The organism is Lentzea sp. NPDC051213, from assembly GCF_044455585.1.
Classification (GTDB): domain Bacteria; phylum Actinomycetota; class Actinomycetes; order Mycobacteriales; family Pseudonocardiaceae; genus Lentzea.
Window position 1 is genome coordinate 267375 of record NZ_JBITEX010000005.1, and the last position, 19443, is coordinate 286817.

The 19443-nt window shown below is 68.3% G+C and carries 18 protein-coding genes; 14 read left to right on the forward strand and 4 right to left on the reverse strand.

Going from position 1 to position 19443, the window contains the following annotated elements:
* The first annotated feature begins 8 nt into the window (after window positions 1–8).
* On the forward strand, window positions 9–1298 hold the full coding sequence (locus tag ACIA8G_RS23645) for an adenylosuccinate synthase (protein ID WP_396420819.1): 1290 nt from the start codon (window positions 9–11) through the stop codon (window positions 1296–1298).
* Here ACIA8G_RS23645 and ACIA8G_RS23650 read toward each other — a convergent pair.
* Window positions 1291–3741, reverse strand: coding sequence for a M48 family metalloprotease (locus ACIA8G_RS23650; RefSeq protein WP_396420820.1), 2451 nt, complete (start codon window positions 3739–3741; stop codon window positions 1291–1293). The genes ACIA8G_RS23645 and ACIA8G_RS23650 overlap by 8 nt on opposite strands.
* Window positions 3742–3869: 128 nt before the next feature.
* Between ACIA8G_RS23650 and ACIA8G_RS23655 the strand changes: the two genes are divergently transcribed.
* The 4 genes from ACIA8G_RS23655 to ACIA8G_RS23670 are packed head-to-tail and all read left to right on the forward strand — an operon-like array spanning window position 3870 to window position 7426.
* Window positions 3870–4685, forward strand: a complete 816-nt coding sequence (locus tag ACIA8G_RS23655; protein WP_396420821.1) for an ABC transporter permease — start codon at window positions 3870–3872, stop codon at window positions 4683–4685.
* Entirely contained in the window at window positions 4670–5371 is a 702-nt protein-coding gene (locus ACIA8G_RS23660; protein WP_396420822.1) for an ABC transporter ATP-binding protein, read from the forward strand. The genes ACIA8G_RS23655 and ACIA8G_RS23660 overlap by 16 nt, the downstream gene beginning before the upstream one ends.
* Window positions 5355–6305 (forward strand): ABC transporter substrate-binding protein, encoded by a 951-nt coding sequence (locus ACIA8G_RS23665; RefSeq protein WP_396420823.1) that lies wholly within the window; start codon window positions 5355–5357, stop codon window positions 6303–6305. Before ACIA8G_RS23660 ends, ACIA8G_RS23665 begins: the two co-directional genes overlap by 17 nt.
* Window positions 6302–7426, forward strand: coding sequence for an LLM class flavin-dependent oxidoreductase (locus ACIA8G_RS23670; RefSeq protein ID WP_396420824.1), 1125 nt, complete (start codon window positions 6302–6304; stop codon window positions 7424–7426). The genes ACIA8G_RS23665 and ACIA8G_RS23670 overlap by 4 nt, the downstream gene beginning before the upstream one ends.
* On the opposite strand, the gene ACIA8G_RS23675 is transcribed toward ACIA8G_RS23670, so the two are convergent.
* Together ACIA8G_RS23675 and ACIA8G_RS23680 are read right to left on the reverse strand one after the other, a co-directional pair.
* Entirely contained in the window at window positions 7416–8498 is a 1083-nt protein-coding gene (locus ACIA8G_RS23675; protein ID WP_396420825.1) for a glycerophosphodiester phosphodiesterase, read from the reverse strand. The genes ACIA8G_RS23670 and ACIA8G_RS23675 overlap by 11 nt on opposite strands.
* Window positions 8499–8582: 84 nt before the next feature.
* Window positions 8583–10148: a Na+/H+ antiporter gene (locus tag ACIA8G_RS23680; protein ID WP_396420826.1), complete on the reverse strand. Its 1566-nt coding sequence runs from the start codon at window positions 10146–10148 to the stop codon at window positions 8583–8585.
* A gap of 28 nt (window positions 10149–10176) precedes the next feature.
* On the opposite strand from ACIA8G_RS23680, the gene ACIA8G_RS23685 reads away from it, so the two are divergent.
* The 4 genes from ACIA8G_RS23685 (at window position 10177) to purD (ending at window position 14680) form a co-directional block, all read left to right on the forward strand.
* Entirely contained in the window at window positions 10177–10437 is a 261-nt protein-coding gene (locus ACIA8G_RS23685) for a UBP-type zinc finger domain-containing protein (RefSeq protein WP_396420828.1), read from the forward strand.
* A gap of 113 nt (window positions 10438–10550) precedes the next feature.
* Complete coding sequence (locus tag ACIA8G_RS23690; RefSeq protein ID WP_396421264.1) at window positions 10551–12440, forward strand: TRAP transporter permease; 1890 nt, start codon at window positions 10551–10553, stop codon at window positions 12438–12440.
* Complete coding sequence (locus ACIA8G_RS23695) at window positions 12430–13407, forward strand: TAXI family TRAP transporter solute-binding subunit (protein WP_396420829.1); 978 nt, start codon at window positions 12430–12432, stop codon at window positions 13405–13407. Before ACIA8G_RS23690 ends, ACIA8G_RS23695 begins: the two co-directional genes overlap by 11 nt.
* Before the next feature lie 16 nt (window positions 13408–13423).
* Window positions 13424–14680 carry a phosphoribosylamine--glycine ligase gene (gene purD / locus ACIA8G_RS23700; RefSeq protein ID WP_396420830.1) on the forward strand — a complete coding sequence of 419 codons (1257 nt, stop codon included), beginning with the start codon at window positions 13424–13426 and terminating at the stop codon, window positions 14678–14680.
* Between the two features lie 39 nt (window positions 14681–14719).
* Here the strand turns inward: purD and ACIA8G_RS23705 are convergent, their stop codons facing one another.
* A complete protein-coding gene (locus ACIA8G_RS23705; RefSeq protein WP_396420831.1) occupies window positions 14720–15568 on the reverse strand; it encodes a GyrI-like domain-containing protein in 849 nt (282 codons plus the stop codon).
* 210 nt (window positions 15569–15778) lie between these two features.
* Between ACIA8G_RS23705 and ACIA8G_RS23710 the strand changes: the two genes are divergently transcribed.
* From ACIA8G_RS23710 to ACIA8G_RS23730, 5 genes are all read left to right on the forward strand, one after another.
* Entirely contained in the window at window positions 15779–16237 is a 459-nt protein-coding gene (locus tag ACIA8G_RS23710; RefSeq protein WP_396420832.1) for a hypothetical protein, read from the forward strand.
* Window positions 16234–16827, forward strand: a complete 594-nt coding sequence (locus ACIA8G_RS23715) for a DUF3558 domain-containing protein (protein WP_396420833.1) — start codon at window positions 16234–16236, stop codon at window positions 16825–16827. Before ACIA8G_RS23710 ends, ACIA8G_RS23715 begins: the two co-directional genes overlap by 4 nt.
* 9 nt (window positions 16828–16836) lie before the next feature.
* Entirely contained in the window at window positions 16837–18123 is a 1287-nt protein-coding gene (locus ACIA8G_RS23720; protein ID WP_396420834.1) for a hypothetical protein, read from the forward strand.
* Between the two features lie 23 nt (window positions 18124–18146).
* A complete protein-coding gene (locus ACIA8G_RS23725; protein ID WP_396420835.1) occupies window positions 18147–18884 on the forward strand; it encodes an ESX secretion-associated protein EspG in 738 nt (245 codons plus the stop codon).
* A gap of 89 nt (window positions 18885–18973) precedes the next feature.
* Window positions 18974–19441, forward strand: a complete 468-nt coding sequence (locus ACIA8G_RS23730) for an ESX secretion-associated protein EspG (protein WP_396420836.1) — start codon at window positions 18974–18976, stop codon at window positions 19439–19441.
* Window positions 19442–19443 lie beyond the last annotated feature (2 nt).

Below are 19443 nucleotides of genomic sequence, written 5' to 3' on the forward strand. Positions count from 1 at the left end.
AGTTTCACATGCCGGCCGTCGTGCTGATCGGTGCCCAGTGGGGCGATGAGGGCAAGGGCAAGGCCACCGACATCCTCGGTGAGCGTGTCCAGTGGGTCGTCCGCTACCAGGGTGGCAACAACGCGGGTCACACCGTGGTCCTCCCGGACGGCCAGAACTTCGCCCTCCACCTGATCCCCTCCGGCATCCTCACGCCCGGCGTGAAGAACGTCATCGGCAACGGTGTCGTCGTCGACCCCGGCGTGCTGCTGACCGAGCTCGCGGGCCTGGAGGCGAAGAACGTCGACACCAGCAGCCTGCTGATCTCGGCCGACGCGCATTTGATCATGCCGTACCACGTGGCCATCGACAAGGTGACCGAGCGCTACCTGGGCAAGGCGAAGATCGGCACGACCGGTCGCGGCATCGGCCCCGCCTACCAGGACAAGCTCGCCCGCGTCGGCGTGCGCGCGCAGGACCTGCTGGACGAGAAGATCCTGCGGCAGAAGGTCGAGGCCGCGCTCGACTTCAAGAACCAGGTGCTGGTCAAGGTCTACAACCGCAAGGCGCTCGACCCCGAGCAGGTCGTCGACTCCGTGCTCGAGCACGGCCAGCACTTCGCGCACCGCATCGCGGACACCCGCCTGCTGCTCAACGAGGCGCTCGACCGCGGCGAGCACGTGCTGCTGGAGGGCTCGCAGGGCACCCTGCTCGACGTCGACCACGGCACCTACCCGTTCGTCACGTCCTCGAACCCGACGAGCGGTGGCGCGGCCGTCGGCTCCGGCATCGGCCCGACGCGGATCAAGACCGTGATCGGCATCCTCAAGGCCTACACGACCCGCGTGGGCTCCGGTCCGTTCCCGACCGAGCTCAACGACGACATGGGCGAGTTCCTGCGCAAGACCGGTGGCGAGTTCGGTGTCACCACGGGCCGTTCGCGGCGCACCGGCTGGTTCGACGCCGTGATCGCCCGGTACGCCTCGCGCGTCAACGGCATCACCGACTACTTCCTCACCAAGCTGGACGTGCTGTCGGGCCTCGAGAAGGTGCCGGTCTGCGTCGGGTACGAAGTGGACGGCCGCCGCGTCGACGAGATGCCGATGACGCAGACCGACGTGCACCACGCCGTGCCGGTGTACGAGGAGCTGCCGGGCTGGTTCGAGGACATCTCTGGCTGCCGCGAGTTCGACGAGCTGCCGGCCAACGCCAAGGCCTACGTCGAGCACCTGGAGAGCATCATCGGTGCCCGCGTGTCGGCGATCGGCGTCGGCCCAGGCCGCGACCAGACGATCGTCCGCCACGACGTGCTCAGCTGATCACCCGGTTCTGGGCCTCGAGCAGCTCGGTCTGCACGACCTTCAGCTGTTCGAGGCCCTTGCCGAACTCGCGGGCCATCGAGCCGTCGTCGGCTCCGCTGTCGCGGAACACGACGAGGCACGACCGGGCGCCGTTCTCCAGCGCCACCAGCCCGTCGCGCCACATCGTCGCGATCCGGTCGTCCGGTGGCGCGGGGAACTCCTCACGCACCACGGGAACGAGTGCGTCGCAGCCCACCGCGATGGCCGCCGGGTCGTTCGCCCGCACGCCGGCGAACACCTGGTCGTTGGCGCGGACCACCGCCATCATCCGGTCCCAGCCACCGCCGTAGATCCACGTGTTCACCGCCTCGTCGGTGTTCACCTCAACGTCCTGCGGAGCAGGCGGTTGCAGCGGTGCCGCGGTCGGTATCGCCTTCGGCCACCAGACCGAGACACCCACGCTCACCACGGCGATCGCGATCAGCCCCCACGGCCGGGCGGGGTTGGGGCTGGGCCGGCCGAGACCGCCCACCAGTGCCACCAGCGTGCCCAGCACGGGCAGGACCTGGTGCGGGCGCGTCGCAAGCACGCTGTCGACTGCACCATCTTGCAAGTGCGTCAGCCAGATCGTCGCGGTCGCGGCCAGTCCGATGAGCCACGCGGTGAACAGCGCGCCCACCCGGTCCACGCGCCGCGCCACCACCAGCGTCACGACGAGCTGCACGGCCACGACGGCCACGACCTGCCACGCGGTCGCGACCAACGGCGACCCGAGTGACCCGGTCAGCACCACAGCCGCGGCCGCCAGCAGACCACCTGCCGCACCCGCGAGGGCGGCGAACCTGGGGAACTCGCGGCGCAGCACCAGCGGTACCAGCCACACAAGCGCCAGTGCCACGACGGTCAGCACCCGGTTGAAGTTCCACAGGAACGGGAACGCCACCGCCTTCAGCACCACGTCGTCCACTGTGGACGAGGTGTAGGTGCCGAGCAGGTCGAACACCGGCCCGATGGCGTTGTTCCACAACGAGGACGCCAGCCGCACCTCGGCGAACCACCCGAGCAGCGTGTACGTCACCACGGCCGCGGACAGGCCGAGGAACCAGGCGTGCCAGCGGTTGCGCACCAACGTGGCGCAGTAACCCACCCACACCGTGACGAGCGTCGTGGTGGCGATGAGCACGGCGGCGGCGATCACGCCGGGCACCGTCACGGGGCTGAGGTTCTGCACGTCCAGACGGTCGCCGAACACGAGACCGAGCCCGATCGCGAGTCCCGGCAGCGCGAACGTGCCGCGCACCGGCCCGAAGGCCGCTCCCCGCCAGGCGACCAGCCCGATCAGCGCGGCGATCGCGATCACCCACACGATCCGCATGACCACGAACGACTCGTTGCCCTCGCGGTACCAGGTCACGTCGCGCAGTCCTGCGATTGTGTGCCACCACGCGATCTGCACGGCGAGCGCGGAACCGAGCACCTCCCAGAAACCGGGGCGCAGCAAGGAGTCCGGGTCGCGCATGACGGCCAACCTGGCGGCCGGCGCCGGGTGGTGGCCGAACCAGCGGCGGAACCAGCCGGTCGGTGGCAGCGTGCGGTATGGCTCGGAGTCACCGGTCCACCGCACGACCAGTGCGTCGGCGTACTTCTCGCGGGCACGCAGCACCGCGATCCGCGCGGCGAACACCAGCAGCGTCATGACCGCGAGCCGCCACATCATGCCGAACGTGATCGAGCTCGACGGCAGCCCGAACACAGGCAGCTTGAACGGCGTGCGGGACAACAACATCGGGTTGACCAGCGTGAGCGCGTACGGCACAAGCACCGCGATGACGAAAGCACGCCAGATCGCCAGCGTCGCGTAGGTGACGGTCACGTCCGCCCGGACGTGCGCGAGTTCGTGCAGCACGATCGCGCGGAACGCCGCCGGGTCGGTCCGGCGCAATGCGAGCATCCCGGCGTTCAGCGCCACGTACTTGTGCCGGTGGTTCCCGAACGCCACGCCGCCCACGCGCACGTTGGTCCGGTCGAGCAGGAACACCGGCGCCTTGGCCAGCCCCGCCTCGTCCACCAGCGCGGCGAGCGGTTCGTTCAGCTCTTCCGGCACCAGCACGAGTCCGCGCCTGCGGACGCGCCACGACGGCCGCACGAGGTAGATCAGCAGCGCGACCGCGGCGAGCAACACGAGGCCGCCCACGAGCCACAGCGCACGCGCACCGAGGAACGTGGCCATGCACGCGCGATAACCGTCCCATTTGGACTGATCAGGATCGACCTGGTGGGTGGAGGTCAGGTAGAGGCCGGACCGCACCTGGCACCGGGCGTTGTCGAGATTGGTGGCCATGGGCCACACCGCCGCGTAGTGGCCGAACATCTGCAAGGTGGTCGCGGTGGCCAGCAGCACCACCGACACGAACCTCAACGTGGTGCCCGACGGCACCCTGGATCTCTCCCCCTGGTTCATGGCCAAATGTTCGCTGGCGCACGGGACGATGTCACTCGGCTGTTGGAGCGAAAGCCTCGCTGTCCGACGCATTTTCACAATTTGGGCGTCGTTGACTCGCGCCTTGGGCTCGCCTGTACTCCGTGGCTATGTCGGTGTCATTTGCAGGCGTGGCCGCGCGGCCCAAAACCGCGCGGCCACCTACCACGCCATCGCGGAAACTGAAGCTGCCGCTGCGCTGGATCAGCCCGGTGGCGCTGGTTCTGCTGTGGCAACTGGCCAGCTCAACAGGGTTGCTGTCACCGGACAAGCTGGCGTCGCCGGTCACCGTCGCGCAGTCCGCCGGTGAGCTGATCGCCGACGGCCAATTGGTCGAAGCGTTCGCGGTGTCCATTGGCCGCGTTTTCTTCGGATTTCTCATAGGTGGCGCGGCAGGCGTTGCTCTCGGTCTGGCTTCCGGCCTTTCCAGGTGGGGCGAGATATTGTTGGACCCACCCGTCCAGATGTTGCGCACACTGCCGCACCTCGGCCTGATCCCGTTGTTCATCCTGTGGTTCGGGATCGGCGAGGAACCCAAGCTCGCGCTGGTCGCGGCCGGTGTGGCGTTCCCGCTCTACCTCAACCTGCACGCGGGCATCCGGCAGACCGACCCCGGCCTGGTCGAGGCCGCGAAGGTCCTGGGCTACAGCCGGATCGAGCGGGTCCTGCACGTCGTGCTGCCGTCCGCCGTGCCGCAGACCCTGGTGGGGCTGCGGATCGCGCTCGGCACGGCGTGGCTGTCGCTGATCGTCGGCGAGCAGATCAACGCCGATGCCGGGCTCGGCTTCCTGATCAACAACGCCCGTGAGTTCCTCCGCACCGACGTCGTTGTCGTCGGCCTCGTGGTCTACGCGTTGCTCGGTCTCTCGACCGACGCGCTGGTGCGGTTGCTGGAGAGGAGGGTGCTGCGATGGCGAGCGCGGTGAGCATTCGGGGGCTGCGCAAGGCTTTCGGCCCGCGGACTGTGCTGGACGACATCGACCTGGAGATCGCGCCCGGCGAGTTCGTGGCGCTGCTAGGCCGCAGCGGCTGTGGCAAGTCGACGTTGCTGCGCATCCTGGCCGGCCTCGACCGCGAGATCTCCGGAGAAGCGCACGTCCCCGGCACGGTGTCGATCGCGTTCCAGCAGCCGCGCCTGCTGCCGTGGCGCACGGTCTGGCGGAACATCTCGTTGGGCCTGCACAAGCCCGACGGCCGCGCGGTTGCCCTGAAGGCGCTGGAAGAAGTGCGGCTGACCGATCACGCCGACGCGTGGCCGCTGACGTTGTCCGGCGGTGAGGCGCAACGGGTTTCGCTCGCGCGAGCGCTGGTGCGCGAGCCCGACGTGTTGCTGCTGGACGAGCCGTTCGGCGCGCTGGACGCGTTGACGAGGCTCGCGATGCACCACCTGGTGGAAGACCTGTGGATCAGGCACCGGCCGGCCGTGCTGCTCGTGACGCACGACGTCGATGAGGCGTTGCTGCTGGCCGACCGGATTCTCGTGCTGGACGAGGGCCGGATCGTCGCCACGCACCACGTCGACCTGCCCCGCCCGCGCCGCCGGGCATCCGTTGTGGAGCAACGCACCCGCGTGCTCGCTGATCTGGGAGTGGACGTTGAAACAGCTGCTTAGCCTGCTCACCGCGATCCTGTTGACGACCGGGTGCGCGGCGACCGCCGAGACGCCCCAGGCCGAGGTCGTGCTGAAGGTCGGCGACCAGAAGGGCGGCGCGAAGTCGCTGCTCACCGCCGCCGGTCTGCTCGACGACTTCCCGTACAAGATCGAGTGGTCGACGTTCACCTCCGGCCCGCCGCTGCTGGAGGCCGCCTCCGCGGGCGCGATCGACGTCGGCGCGGTCGGCAACACACCGCCGATCTTCGCCGCCGCCGCGAACGCCAAGATCGCCGCGGTCGGCGTGTCCAAGGGCGAGGTCGAAGCGGACGCGATCCTGGTGCCGGAGAACTCCCCGCTGCGGACCGTCCCGGATCTCAAGGGCAAGAACATCGCTGTGGCCAAGGGAAGTTCGGCGCACGGCCAGGTGCTGCTGACGTTGCGCTCGGCCGGCCTCACGACCAAGGACGTCACGCTGAACTTCCTGCAGCCCTCGGACGCGTACGGCGCGTTCACCCAGGGCAAGGTCGACGCGTGGGCGGTCTGGGACCCCTACACCGCGCAGGCGCAGCAGGAGGCCAAGGCGCGCGTTCTCACGACCGGTGAGGGCAGGTCGAACGGCTACGGCTTCCAGGTCGCCGGCAAGAAGGCCTTGGACGACAAGGGGAAGAACCCGGCGCTCAAGGAGTACCTGATCCGGTACTACAAGGCGCAGAAGTGGGCGGACACGCACCGCGAGGAGTGGGCGAAGGCGTGGTCGGCGGAAACGGGCCTGAAGTACGAGGTCGCGCTCGCCGCGGTGAAGCGCAACGGCGACCAGGTGGTGAAGCTGGACGACACGGTGATCCGCTCCGAGCAGGAGCTCGCGGACGCGTTCACCGAGGACAAGACGCTGCCGGGCAAGGTCGACTTCGCGAAGTTCGTCGACACGAGGTTCCAGGGAGATCTCGCATGAGCATCACGCTGCACTGGTTCCTGCCGACATCCGGCGACGGGCGCACGGTCGTGGAGCACTTCCACGCCAACCGCGCACCGGCTGCCGGGGCACGCCGCGAGCCGGACATCGACTACCTGGCACAGATCGCCCGCACCGCCGAGCAGGTCGGGTTCACCGGTGTGCTCACGCCGACCGGCACGTGGTGCGAGGACGCGTGGCTGACCACGGCGGCGTTGATCGCGCAGACGTCGAAGCTGAAGTTCCTGGTGGCGTTCCGGCCGGGCGTGCTGTCGCCCACGCTGGCCGCGCAGATGGCCTCGACCTACCAGCGGATCTCGCGCGGGCGGTTGCTGCTCAACGTCGTGACCGGTGGTGATTCCGTTGAGCAGCAACGGTTCGGCGACTGGCTCGACAAAGACCAGCGGTACGCGCGCACCGACGAGTTCCTCCAGATCGTGCGCGGTGCGTGGAGCGGCCAGCCGTATTCGTTCCAGGGCAAGCACTACCAGGTCGAGGGCGCGACCGTGCTGGGCGCACCGGACCCGGTGCCGCCGATCTACTTCGGTGGCTCGTCCGACGCTGCTTTGCCGGTGGCAGCGGCACGCGCGGACGTCTACCTGACGTGGGGCGAACCGCCGCAGGACGTGGCGTCGAAGATCGCGCGGGTGCGGGCGCTGACGGACAGGCCGATCCGGTTCGGCATCCGGCTGCACACGATCAGCCGTGACACGTCGGCGGAGGCGTGGGCGGCGGCAGGGAGGTTGCTCGACGCGCTGGACCCGGCGGCGGTGGCGAAGGCGCAGGAACAGCTGCGGACGTCGGAATCCGTTGGCCAGCAACGGATGCTGGCGCTGCACGGTGGCGACCTCAGCCGTGGCGTCCGCGGTCTGGAGATCTACCCGAACCTGTGGGCCGGCGTCGGACTCGTGCGTGGTGGCGCGGGAACGGCGCTGGTGGGTTCGCACTCCGAGGTCGCCGATCTCGTCGAGGAGTACCACTCCATCGGGATCAGGGAGTTCATCCTGTCCGGCTACCCGCACCTGGAAGAGGCCTACTGGTTCGGCGAGGGCGTGCGGCCCCTGCTCGCGCAACGCGGGTTGCTCGACGGGGACCGCACGCTCTCGCTCGTCAACGCTTGATCTTGGCCTCGATGGCCGTGTCGGGGTTGTCCGCGAACACGCCGTCGATGCCGGTCTTGAAGAACCTGTCGTACTCCTCGAAGGCCCGGCCGTACGCGGCCGGGTCGACGGAGGACCGGAAGTCGGCCGGCAGGAACGAGTTCTCGTTGCGGAACGTCCACGAGTGCACGATCAGGCGTGCCTTGTGGGCGTCCTGCACGAGCGTGGTCGGCTGCTGCAGGAACCCGGCGGCGTTGCGCGGGATGATCCGGTCCTTCGCGGCGCCGATGCCGTCCGCGTAGGTGGCGATCTCCTTGAGCCCGGCCGGGGTGACCATGTCGCTGTAGGTGCGCTTGTCGCCGCCCGCCACGAAGTCGTACGGCGCGCCGGAGGCGTTGATCAGCTGGACGATCGGCACCCGCAGGCTCTTGTTGAGCTCCTTGAGGTTCGCGACCTCGAACGACTGCACGTAGACCTTGGCGCTGCGGCGGTTGAGGCCGTTGCGGTTCAGGGCGTCGAGGAGCTTCGGCTCCAGCGCGAGATCGATCGACTGGAAGTACGTCGGGTGCTTGGTCTCCGGGTAGATGCCGATCTCGCGGCCGAGTTCGCGGGACAGGCGCTTGCTGAGGTCGATGACCTCCTGGAACGTCGGTACCTCGAAGCGGCCGTCGTAGAGCGTGTTGCGCGGCCGGATCTCCGGGATGCGTTCCTTGGCGCGCAACGTCTTCAGCTCGGCGAGCGTGAAGTCCTCGGTGAACCAGCCGGTGAGCGCGACGCCGTCGATGGTCTTGGTCTTCTTGCGGTCGGCGAACTGGAGCTTCGTCGCCACGTCCGTCGTGCCGCCGATCTCGTTCTCGTGCCTGGTGACCAGCTTGCCGTCCTTCGTCGGCACCAGGTCCGGTTCGATGTAGTCGGCGCCCATGCGCGCGGCCAGTTCGTAAGCGGCGAGCGTGTGCTCCGGCCGGTACGCCGACGAGCCGCGGTGGCCGATCACGATCGGGCCCTTCTCGTCGTGTGCCGAGGCGGACGGCAGTGACGCCACCACCGCTCCCGCGAACACGAGGACCGCGGCGGCAAGACCTCTCCGGTACATCGTTCGACCTCCCAGATGGTGTTGAGAGCGCACCCAAGCATCGCAACACGAAATGCAGGTGAACGGTTACTCACGAGGCAATGTCTATTCACGTGACAGGGCGGCTTCCTCCAAGTCCAGCTCGCGCAGCACCCGGAACAGCACCTCGTCGTCGATCTCGCCCTGGTCGCGGGCCTTGATGAACTCGTCGCGCTCGGCCTTCAGCATCACCCTGCGCACCCTGCGATAGGCGGCGGCCGGGCTCTCCTCCTCCTGGCGGCCGAGCCGTTCCCACGCGGCGTTGCCCCGGTGCTCGGCGAGGGATCGCAGCTGGTCACGCACGTGGTCGGGCACGTCGTCGAGCTCCGCGTCCAGCCGGTCGACCGCCGCCTGCGCGGCCCGGTGCTGCACCTGCGCCTCGGCCAGCGCGTCCTCGCGCTCGTCGTCGCCCTCGAAACCGATCTTGTTGATGACCCACGGCAGCGTCAGGCCCTGCAGGAGCAGCGTGCTGATCGTCACCACGAAAGCGCAGAAGACGATGATGTCGCGGCCAGGCACGTTCTGCGGGATCGCGGCCGCGGCGGCGAGCGTGACCACGCCGCGCATGCCCGACCACGCGATCACCGTGACCTGGCCGAGGTGCGGGGCTCTGTCCTCGCGCTCCTTGAGCTTCGGGAAGAAGAGCCTCGGCAGGTAGGTGGCCGGGTACATCCAGACGAACCGCGCCAGGATCGTCGCCAGCACCACGGCCGCGGCACCCAGCAGCAGGCCGGAGTTCAGGTCGGCGTCGCTGATGATCGTCGACACCTGCAGCCCGATGAGCGCGAAGACGAACGACTCCAGCAAAACGTCCGCCGAACGCCACACCGCCGCGTCCTGCAGGCGGGTGGAGTAGGTGCCACGCGGTGAGTGGTGGCCGACGTAGAGACCCGCGACGACGACCGCGAGCACCCCGGAGAACTGGATGCCGAACGCGTGCAGGCCCTCTTCGGCGAGGAGGTAGGCGCCGAACGGCACGAGCAGGCCGAGCGCGCTCTCCAGCACGCCCTCGCAGAGCCGTTTGCGCAGGAAGCGGACCACCACGCCGACGACGAGTCCGACCGCGATGCCACCCGCCGTGATGTACAGGAACATCCACACGCTCGCGACCGGGTGCATGGCCGCGCCCGCCGCGGCCGCCACCGCGACCTTGAACGCGGTCAGCGCCGTGGCGTCGTTGATCAGGCTCTCGCCGACCAGCAGCGTCATCGCGCGGCGTTGCAGCCCCAGCTTGCGCCCGATCGCGACGGCCGCGACGGCGTCCGGCGGCGCCACGACCGCGCCCAGGACCAGCGCCGCGGCGAGCGGCAGGTCCGGGAAGACCAGCTTCGCGGTGAGGCCGACGGCGACCGTCGTGAACAGCACCAGCCCGACCGCGAGCAGGCCGATCGAGCGCATGTTCGCGCGGATGTTGAGGTACGAGCTGTCCAGCGCGGCGCTGTAGAGCAGCGGCGGCAGGACCAGCACCAGGATCAGGTGCGGATCCAGCTCGAACTCCGGCACACCCGGTATGAACGAGACGACGAGCCCGACCGCGACCAGCACGAGCGGTGCCGACCAGTTCAGCCGGCGGGCGATGGCGGTGACGACCAGCGCCCCGAGCAGCAACAGCAGAAGTTCAGGCCCGTGCATGCGCTCATTCTGCGTAAAGATGGACGGCATGACCTGTTCGCATCTGGAAGCGCTACCTCGGTCGGTTGACCCGGAGACGACCGAGGGCTGCGTCGACTGCCTCGCCGAGGGCCAGCGCAACTGGGCTCACCTGCGGATGTGCCTGTCGTGCGGGCACGTGGCGTGCTGCGACTCGAGCCCGGGCAAACACGCGACCGCGCACTTCGGCTCGTCCCAGCATCCGGTCATGCGCTCGTTCGAACCGGGCGAGAGCTGGCGCTGGTGCTATGTGGACAGTGCCATCGTCTGAGGACTTTGCACTCCCTTTGGATTGATCGCCTAACGCTGTGATCGCGCCCACAGTACGGTGCGATCGTGGCCAACCCCGACCTCGCCCGCATCGTCGCGGAGCACGACGAGGAGATGCCGTCGCGCTCGCTGTCACCCCGGTGGGAGCGGGCGCTGTGGATCGCCGGTCTGCTGATCGCCCTGTTGGTGCTCAAGCAGGTGTTCTTCCCGTTCGCCAAGGGAAGCCAGTACTACCTGATCATCTTCCTGGCGGTGACCCTGCCGCTGGTGTTCCTGTCCTACGGCCGCGGTCATTCGCCGAAGATCGTCGACTGGGTGCTGGCGGCGCTGGCGTTCGCCGCCGCCTCCTACCCGCTGTTCGGTGGCTTCGACGCGTTCCTGAACCGGCAGGGGCAGCTGACCACGCTCGACGTGATCGCGGGCGCGGTGCTGCTGGTGCTGATCCTGGAGGCGTGCCGGCGCACGACCGGGTGGGTGCTTCCGCTGGTGTGCCTGGGGTTCATCGCCTACGCCTACTACGGCGGGTTCTTGCCGCCGTCGTGGTCGATCGCGCACTCCGGCGTCGACTTCTCGAACATCATCAACGGGTTCTTCAACGACGCCAGCGGGTTCTACGGGACGCCGCTGGACGTCGCGGCGACCTACATCGTGCTGTTCACGATCTACGGCGCGGTGCTGAACGCGTCCGGCGCCGGGAAGTTCTTCGTCGACGTCAGCTTCGCCGCCTTCCGCAAGTCGCGGACGGCGCCGGGTCGCACGGCGGCCACCGCCGGCTTCCTGCTGGGGACGGTGTCCGGCTCCGGTACCGCGACGACCGTGTCGCTGGGCGCGGTGACGTGGCCGATGCTGCAGAAGGCCGGATATCCCAAGGAGAACGCGGGCGGCCTGCTCGCGGCGTCCGGCATCGGCGCGATCCTGTCACCGCCCACGCTGGGCGCGGCGGCGTTCATCATCGCCGAGTACCTGCAGGTGTCGTACCTGGAAGTGCTGATCTGGGCGATCATCCCGACGCTGCTCTACTACCTGGGCATCGCGCTGGCCGTGGAGGCCGACGCGCGGCGGTTCGGGGCCAAGCCGGTCGACGTGGACGCGCCGCGGTTCTGGGACGTGCTGAAGGTCGGCTGGTACCACTTCCTGTCGCTCGGGATCATCATCGTCTTCCTGGCGCTCGACATCCCCGTCTACCGCGCGGTCGTGTACGCGACCGGTGTCGCCGCGCTGTTCGCGTTGGTCAACCACCGGCGGGACTGGCCGCGGCTCATCGCCGACTCGCTGTCGACCGGCGTGCGCTCGGCGTTCCCGGTGATCGCGGTGTGCGCGGCGGCCGGTGTGATCACGTCGACGATCACCAAGACCGGGCTGGGGCAAGCGCTTGCGGGCTCGCTGGTGGACCTCGCCTCGGTGTTCACGGACAACCGGACCGTCGTGCTGATGCTGACTGCGGTGCTCGCCGCGGTGGCGGTGTCCGTGCTCGGGCTCGCGGTGCCGGTGACGGCGTCGTTCATCATCTCGTGGGTCGTGATCGGTCCGGCGTTGATCACCCTGGGGGTCGAGCCGGCCGAGACCGCGATGTTCATCTTCTACTACGCGGTGCTGTCCGAAGTGACGCCTCCGACGGCGCTCGCCGCGGTGGCTGCCGCGGCGCTGACCGGCGGCGATGTCATGAAGACGATGTGGCAGACGTGGAAGTACACGCTGCCCGCGTTCCTCGTGCCGCTGGCCTTCGTGCTGACCGATCAAGGTGCCGGGCTGCTGTTGCGCGGGTCGCTGCTGGAGTCGGTGTGGACCTTCGGGGCGTCCGCGCTGGGGGTGGCCGCTCTCGCGGTGCTGACGGGCGGCTGGTTGTTCGGTCCCGCGCGCTGGCCGGAACGCCTGTTGTGCGTGCCGGCGGCGTTGTTCCTGCTCTATCTGCAGCCGTTGACGATCGCCATCGGGGCCGGGTTCCTCGTGGTGGCCGTGGCGGTACACCTGGTTACTCGTGGGAGGGTTCCTGATGCTGCGTAAATATGCGATCGGCGCGATCGCTTTGGCGCTCGTGGTTTCCGGGTGTGGCGGCAAACGCACGCCCACGACCCCGGACGCCGGCGGCTCGCAGGCGGCGTGTGAGACGTCCGACGGGCGGATCACGATCGCGACCGGCAACTCCGGTGGCGTCTACTTCGTGGTCGGCGGTGGTCTGGCCAAGCTGATCTCCGACAACACGAAGCTGAAGGCGTCGGCGGCGGAGACCGGCGCGTCCGTGCAGAACATCCAGCAGCTGGCGGACGGCACCTACGACATCGCGTTCTCGCTGGCGGACACCGCCGCGGACGCGGTGAACGGCACGGGCGCGTTCGACGGCAAGAAGCAGAAGATCGCCGCCCTGTCGCGGATCTACCCGAACTACACGCAGGTGCTGGTCAGGACCGAATCCGGGATCAACTCCGTGGCCGACATGAAGGGCAAGCGGATCTCGACGGGGTCGCCGAAGTCCGGCACCGAGGTGATCGCCGGCCGCCTGCTGAAGTCGGCCGGGCTGAACATCGACTCCGACGTGGCGGCCCAGCGCCTCGACCTGACCAAGACCGCGGACGGGATGAAGGACGGCAGCATCGACGGCCTGATCTGGTCCGGCGGCCTGCCGACGCCGCAGCTCACCGACATCACCACGTCGCTCAAGGGCAAGGTGAAGCTGCTCGACATCTCGTCGCAGCTGGGCGAGCTGCAGAAGATCAGCAAGGTCTACGACACGGCCTCGATCCCCGCGGCCACCTACGGGCTCGCCGAGACGCCCACCATCGTCGTGCCGAACCTGCTGCTCGTCCGTGAGGACTTCGCCGCCGGTAACGCGTGCGCTCTGACCAAGCTGATCTTCGACAAGAAGGCTGACCTGGAGAAGGTGCACCCGGCCGTGAAGGACATCGTTCGGGACAAGGCCAGCGCCACCGACCCGGTCCCGCTGCACCCAGGAGCGAAGCAGGCGCTCGGCTGAACTAGGCTCGGGCACCGTGCGTGTCCTGGTCATCGGGTCTGGCGCCCGTGAACATGCCCTTGTCGTCGCGTTGTCGCGCGACCCGCAACTGACTGCTTTGGCGTGCGCGCCTGGCAATCCGGGAATCGCGGGTCACGCCGAGATCTACGGCGTCGACGTCGGTGATGCCTCGGCGGTCGCCGCTCTCGCGAAGGAGTGGAAGGCCGACCTCGTGGTCATCGGCCCCGAACAACCCCTGGTGGTCGGGGCCGCCGATGCGGTCCGAGCGCTCGGCATCCCGTGCTTCGGGCCGTCGAAGGAGGCGGCCCGGATCGAGGGGTCCAAGGCGTTCGCCAAGGACGTCATGAACGCGGCGGGGGTGCCGACAGCGCACAGCGAGGTCGTGGACAATCCGGCCCGCCTGGACGCGGCCCTGGGCCGGTTCGGCCCGACGTGGGTGGTGAAGGACGACGGGCTGGCCGCGGGCAAGGGCGTCGTGGTGACGACCGACCTGGCTTTGGCGCGTGCGCACGCCATGACGTTGCTCGACGGCGGGCACCCGGTGCTGCTGGAGTCCTTCCTGGACGGTCCGGAGGTGTCGCTGTTCTGCGTCACCGACGGCGTCTCCGTGGTTCCGCTGATCCCGGCGCAGGACTTCAAGCGCGTGGGTGACGGCGACCACGGCCCGAACACCGGCGGCATGGGCGCCTACGCACCGCTGCCGTGGGCCCCCGAGGGCCTGGTGTCCGAGATCGTGTCGCGCTGCGTGCAGCCCGTCGTCGACGAGCTGCGCGCGCGTGAGACCCCGTTCGTCGGCCTGCTCTACGCCGGGCTGGCGCTGACGTCGTCCGGCGTGCAGGTGATCGAGTTCAACTGCCGCTTCGGCGACCCGGAGACCCAGTCCGTGCTGGCGCTGCTGAAGTCGCCGATCTCTTCTCTGTTCTTGGCGGCCTCCTCCGGCTCGCTGGCGTCGTTGCCCGCGCTGGAGTGGGAGAACGGCTACGCCGTGACCGTCGTCCTGGCCGCCGAGGGCTACCCCGGCCGCCCGCGCACGGGTGACGTGATCACCGGTGCCGAGGCGGACGGCGTGCTGCACGCGGGCACCCGCCGCCGCGAGGACGGCGCCGTGGTGTCGTCCGGCGGCCGCGTGCTGTCGGTCGTGGGCACCGGCAAGTCGTTGTCCAAGGCGCGCGATCGGGCCTACAAGCGGGTGGCGGAGATCCACCTGACGGGCTCGCACCACCGTTCGGACATCGCTTCGAAGGCGGTCGACGGCCAGATCACGCTGCCGTGAGCCCTGCCCGGCGCCTGTACCGGCGCCGGGCGTTCGGCCTCAGCTGGTAACAGGAATCCACAACTCGGCCGTGGCCGTGTCACCGTTGATGCGCGTCTGCAACATCGTCGGCCCTTCGACGCTCTCGTAACTGTTGGACGGGAACCACTGCGTGTACACGTCCCGCCACATGTGCTGAATCGTCTCCGGATAAGGGCCCTCGGTCCGGAACACGGCCCACGTGTGCTTCGGCACGGTGACGACCTCCATGTCGTCCGGTGGGTTCTGGCTCGTCACCGCCCCGTGGAAGTAGTCGAGGTGATCGCCCTCCTCGTTGCCCTCCTGGTTGCTGGTGAGCGCCACCAGTCCCTCGGGATCGCTGTCGCTGAGGGCTTTCATCCGTTCCAGCGTGGGCATTCCGATGCCCTTGATGAAGTCGACGATCGCGGGGTTCATCCCCAGATGAACCAACGGCACCCGCGTGCCCCTGCCGACGACCTGGAACGCGTCCTTGTTGACGATCCGGTACTCCATGTTCGTACTCCCCTCGACGACCAGCTTGAACGTGAGAATCTGCTGTGACTGCAACGGTTTCTTGGTGTTCCGCGCTTCCTGCGGCCCCACCTTGTGCATGGCCTTGAAGGCCCGCGCGAAGGCCTCGTTGGACCCATAACCCCACCGCGTGGCGATGTCGAGCAACGAGTCGTGTCCACTGAGGACCTCACTCGCCGCCCTGGTGAGCCGCCTGCGCCTGATGTACTCGCTCAGCGGGATGCCGGCGAGCGCGCTGAACATCCTGCGGAGGTGGTACTCGCTCGTGTGGGCGATCCGGGCGAGGTGTTTGACATCGATCTCGCCGTCGAGGTTCGCCTCGATGTGGGCCATGGCCTGGTTGAGTCGTTCCAGCACGTCGTCAACGCTATGGGGCGTTTTCGGTTCGCACCCGACTTCCTGTGCCCTGTCCGGTCGCCTCGTGTTCGCCCAGGTGGTTGAGGACTCAGGGGCAAGGGGGAACCAAAGAAGGGTGGTCTTCGTCCAACCACAGGTACGTCTTACGCAGGCGTTGGTAGCCTGCGAAGCGGGACCGAACCGTTACCGAACGTACGGGGGTAGGACGTCGTGACACAGGAGAGCGCGGGGGCGGATGCCGCTCTCAGTGCCGTCGCGGGTGTGGCCGGGGGCGCGATCGGGGCCGCGGTCAGCGCGTTCCACACGGCATCGGCGTTTCTGGACGGCCTGACGTCGGGTCCGGCCACGCAGAGCTTCCACGTCGACAAAGACAACGTCCTCAAGGCTGGCACTGTCATCCAGGACCAGGCTGATGTGCTGAAGCGCGCGCTGATCTCGGCGCAGCGCAAGCTCGAAGTGCATGTGAACGCAGACTCGGCCGGCGTGGTGAGCGCGAACATCGCAGCTTTGTGGAACCGTCGTCTGACGACCGATGAAGATTCATACGTGGGTCGAATTGTGCAGTACGTCGAAAGCCTGGAGAACTTGGCGATACAGCTGAAGGAATCGGCCAAGCAGTACGGCTTCACCGACGAAGAGATCACTACTGTGTTCGGAAAGACGACGTGAGCAAAACCTCCTTCAAGATCATCGCCGCGGCGTCCGCACTGGTGGCGGCCACTGCCTGTACGGGCAGCGGAGAACAGGGCAAACCGAACCCAACTTCGGGCGGCGGTAGTCCTACTTCAGGCTCCGCTTCGGAATTGCCGAAGCGTCCAGCTGAGTTGAAGCTCGACGGCGTTGATGCGTGCAAGTTGCTCACGCAGGCGCAGATGAGTCAAATCAAGGTCGCTGAGGCCGTGCCGGACCAGATCGAAGTGTCCAATTTCGGGAAAGCACCTGGCTGCTTCTATGAGAACGGACTCAAGTATTCCTACACCGCTGTCCTGGTGACGAACAAGGGCGTGCCGTTCTGGCTCACGGGTTCAGGCAACCTCGACGTGAAAGTCGTTGATGTTGCCGGATACGGGGCCGCTCAACTCACGTTGACCGGCACGAACAGCGTTAATTGCACCGTAACGGTCGACGTGGCGGAAGGCCAGCAGCTGCACATGTCCTACGACCCAGTTACGGAAAAGGGTGACTCGCAGGACCTGATGTGCAGCAAGGTCAACAAAGCCGCCGCGCTCGCGGTCGAGACTCTCAAGACCTTGAAGTGAGGGGGAGCTATGTCGGGTGAACAACTCACTGATTGGAACTTCGAAGGCTGGAGCAACGAGCAGCTGGCGCAAGAGGTCAAGAAGCTCAGCGTCGGCAGTGGCGAACTCTCCCGGCAGTTCGCATCCGCTTCCGACGTCCTTCGGGATCTTGCCAGCAGCCTTCACGGCGTGGACGCCGTACTGCGTGATCAGCTGAACAAGCTGGGCATCGACTGGGGCGGCGCGGCCGGCGAGAAGAGCCAGCAGAAGACCAAGGTCACTTCCGAGGGCTTCAACGAAGCGGGCGAAGCGACCGTGGGGAACTCGGACGCGATGGCTCGCCAGGGCGAAAGCACCACCGATGCCCGCAACAAGTCGCCCGAATCCGACTCGCTGCGCGGCGACACGGACAAAAACCTGTTCGACAAGGGCGCGGGACTCTTCGGCATCGAGACCGACCACGCTGCCGAGGTCGCGCAGACCAACCGGGCGCGTGAGCAGGCGATCGACAGCCTCACCGGCTACACGAAGAACAGTCAGGGTGCGCTGGACTCGTTCCGCACGCCCAACCAGCCGCCGGACATCGTCGTCGCCAGCGCCGCAGTGGCTCCGACCGTTGGCCCAGCTGTCACCCCAGGCACGGGCGGCACTCCGGGCATCCACGGTGGCCCCGGCTTCACCGGCACACCTGGCCCCGGCTCGCCCGGCTCCCCGCTCGGCCCCACCCCCAACTTGCCCGGCGGCAGCACGGGCGTGATCCCCGGCACGCAGCCCCCCGGCCCACTTGCGACCGGCCCCGGCCTGCCCAAGCCGTTCGGCTCCCCGCTGCCAGTCGGTATCGCCGCAGCGACCGCCGCGGCGACGGGTCTCGCCGGCGCCACCGGTGCCGCGCGCGGACCACAGGTGGTCGGCGGTGGCCGCGGCCCGAGCCAGGCCCCGAAGACGCCCATCGCGCCCACCGGGCCGAAGGGTGCGCCGAGCACGATCGGTGCCGGCGACAAGCCTGGCGCCGGAGGCAAGGGTGGTCCTGGTGTACCGGGTGCGACCGGTGCCGCGGGCAAGGGTGCGATGACGCCTGGTGGCGCCACCGGTGTCGGGCCTGACGCGAACCGGCCAGGTGCGGGCGCTGCAGGCAAGGGTGGCGTGGCCGGCAAGGGTTCTGGTTCGCTCATGTCGCCCGCGGCCAGCGCTGCCAAGGGTGAGGGCGACGAGGACGGCGAGCACTTCAGCAAGTACGGCGTCGACTCCGACGAGATGTTCGGTGATGACCGCATGGTGGTGCAATCCGTCATCGGCGAAGACCCGAAGGACAAGTAGATCCCTTGAGCTCACCAGGTTCTGTGGTTCTGTCCACAGTGGAGTTCGCCGTGGTCTGGGAGGCGCAACGCCTCCCGGCCGCGCACGTCGCGCTCGACACGCGGATTCCCTCCATCACCCACACCGAGAAGGCGGAGGTGGTGAAGCGGGCCTGGGAGTCGCTCGAGGCACGCGGCCTGGCCGACAACGGCCGGGTCGTGCCCGAGCTCGCCGACGGGTTCGCGTTGCTGGCGAACCCGCAGGTGTCGATCGACCTGTGGATCTGGGCCGACCGGCAGATCAGCGGGCTGGCCGCGGCGATCGGCGACGAGGCGATCCTGGCGGTCCAGGATCGCGACGAGATGTGGCTGATCGAGGCTCGCGGCACCGCACTCGCCGAGGCCGCGGTGTCCGTGGCCGGCGAGATGCCGGCAGGCTTCGGACGGTCGATCAGCCTGCCCTACGACGATCTGGTGGCCGCGGCCAAGGACGTCGGGCAGGACGCTCAGCGGTTGATCACCATGCTGGAGCGGCAGGGCATGCGGCTCGGTGACGCGCAGGAACTCGCCGGGATGCTCGACGGCACGTCCACGCGCGGGCAGTTCGGCGTGCAGCGCAACGGACAGCGCGCCGGCCGCGTCGTTTCCTTCCACGACACGCACAACGGGCGCTACATCCGCCAGCTCAAGCCGAGCAGCGACGGGCGCAGGTGGTGCACCATCACGCCGGTCGACAACCACCGGCTGGCCGGCGCCATCTGGGAGCTCCTGCAAGAGGTGTGATCGCGGAACCCCGGCCCCCGCCCGCGCGTCGTAGTCGACGCGGGCCTGGGGGGCCAGGGGATGACGCCCGCCGCATGCCGGGAGTCCGCGTGAGAGCAGCACTCTCCCCGTCCGCGTTTCGCGCGGCGTGGGACCACCTCGAGCTAGGCGCGATGCCGATCGTGCTGCACGTGCCCAACGCCGCCGAGCAGCACGTCGGCGACCTCGATCCGTGGCTCGCCAAAGCACTCGAACAGCTCGCGCACCCGACCCTCGCGCTGGACCTGCGCCTAGGCATCGGCAGCACGTCGACGCGCGCGATGGTCGTGGCGAGCGGGATTCGCGCTGTGCTCACGCGGGACGAGCTGACCGTCGAGGAAACGACCGACATGACGCAGTCGCTCGTCGAGCTCGTGCCGGCAGAAGGCATCCGGGCCTGGTTCGGCGCCGTCGCCGTCGACGCCAGCGGGCGCCGTCATCGGGTCGACGCGATCGTGGACGAGGACATCACCCGACCGGCGTTGAAAGGACGAATCGACGCCCTGCTCGACGAAATTCGTTCTAAGGTCTTCGAGTAGAC

Excerpts from the sequence above, each read along its gene's own strand:
- ACIA8G_RS23645 (WP_396420819.1), top strand. The coding sequence starts at position 9 with ATGCCGGCCGTCGTGCTGATCGGTGCCCAGTGGGGCGATGAGGGCAAG.
- ACIA8G_RS23650 (WP_396420820.1), bottom strand. The coding sequence starts at position 3,741 with ATGAACCAGGGGGAGAGATCCAGGGTGCCGTCGGGCACCACGTTGAGG.
- ACIA8G_RS23655 (WP_396420821.1), top strand. The coding sequence starts at position 3,870 with ATGTCGGTGTCATTTGCAGGCGTGGCCGCGCGGCCCAAAACCGCGCGG.
- ACIA8G_RS23660 (WP_396420822.1), top strand. The coding sequence starts at position 4,670 with ATGGCGAGCGCGGTGAGCATTCGGGGGCTGCGCAAGGCTTTCGGCCCG.
- ACIA8G_RS23670 (WP_396420824.1), top strand. The coding sequence starts at position 6,302 with ATGAGCATCACGCTGCACTGGTTCCTGCCGACATCCGGCGACGGGCGC.
- ACIA8G_RS23675 (WP_396420825.1), bottom strand. The coding sequence starts at position 8,498 with ATGTACCGGAGAGGTCTTGCCGCCGCGGTCCTCGTGTTCGCGGGAGCG.
- ACIA8G_RS23680 (WP_396420826.1), bottom strand. The coding sequence starts at position 10,148 with ATGCACGGGCCTGAACTTCTGCTGTTGCTGCTCGGGGCGCTGGTCGTC.
- ACIA8G_RS23685 (WP_396420828.1), top strand. The coding sequence starts at position 10,177 with ATGACCTGTTCGCATCTGGAAGCGCTACCTCGGTCGGTTGACCCGGAG.
- ACIA8G_RS23690 (WP_396421264.1), top strand. The coding sequence starts at position 10,551 with ATGCCGTCGCGCTCGCTGTCACCCCGGTGGGAGCGGGCGCTGTGGATC.
- ACIA8G_RS23695 (WP_396420829.1), top strand. The coding sequence starts at position 12,430 with ATGCTGCGTAAATATGCGATCGGCGCGATCGCTTTGGCGCTCGTGGTT.
- ACIA8G_RS23720 (WP_396420834.1), top strand. The coding sequence starts at position 16,837 with ATGTCGGGTGAACAACTCACTGATTGGAACTTCGAAGGCTGGAGCAAC.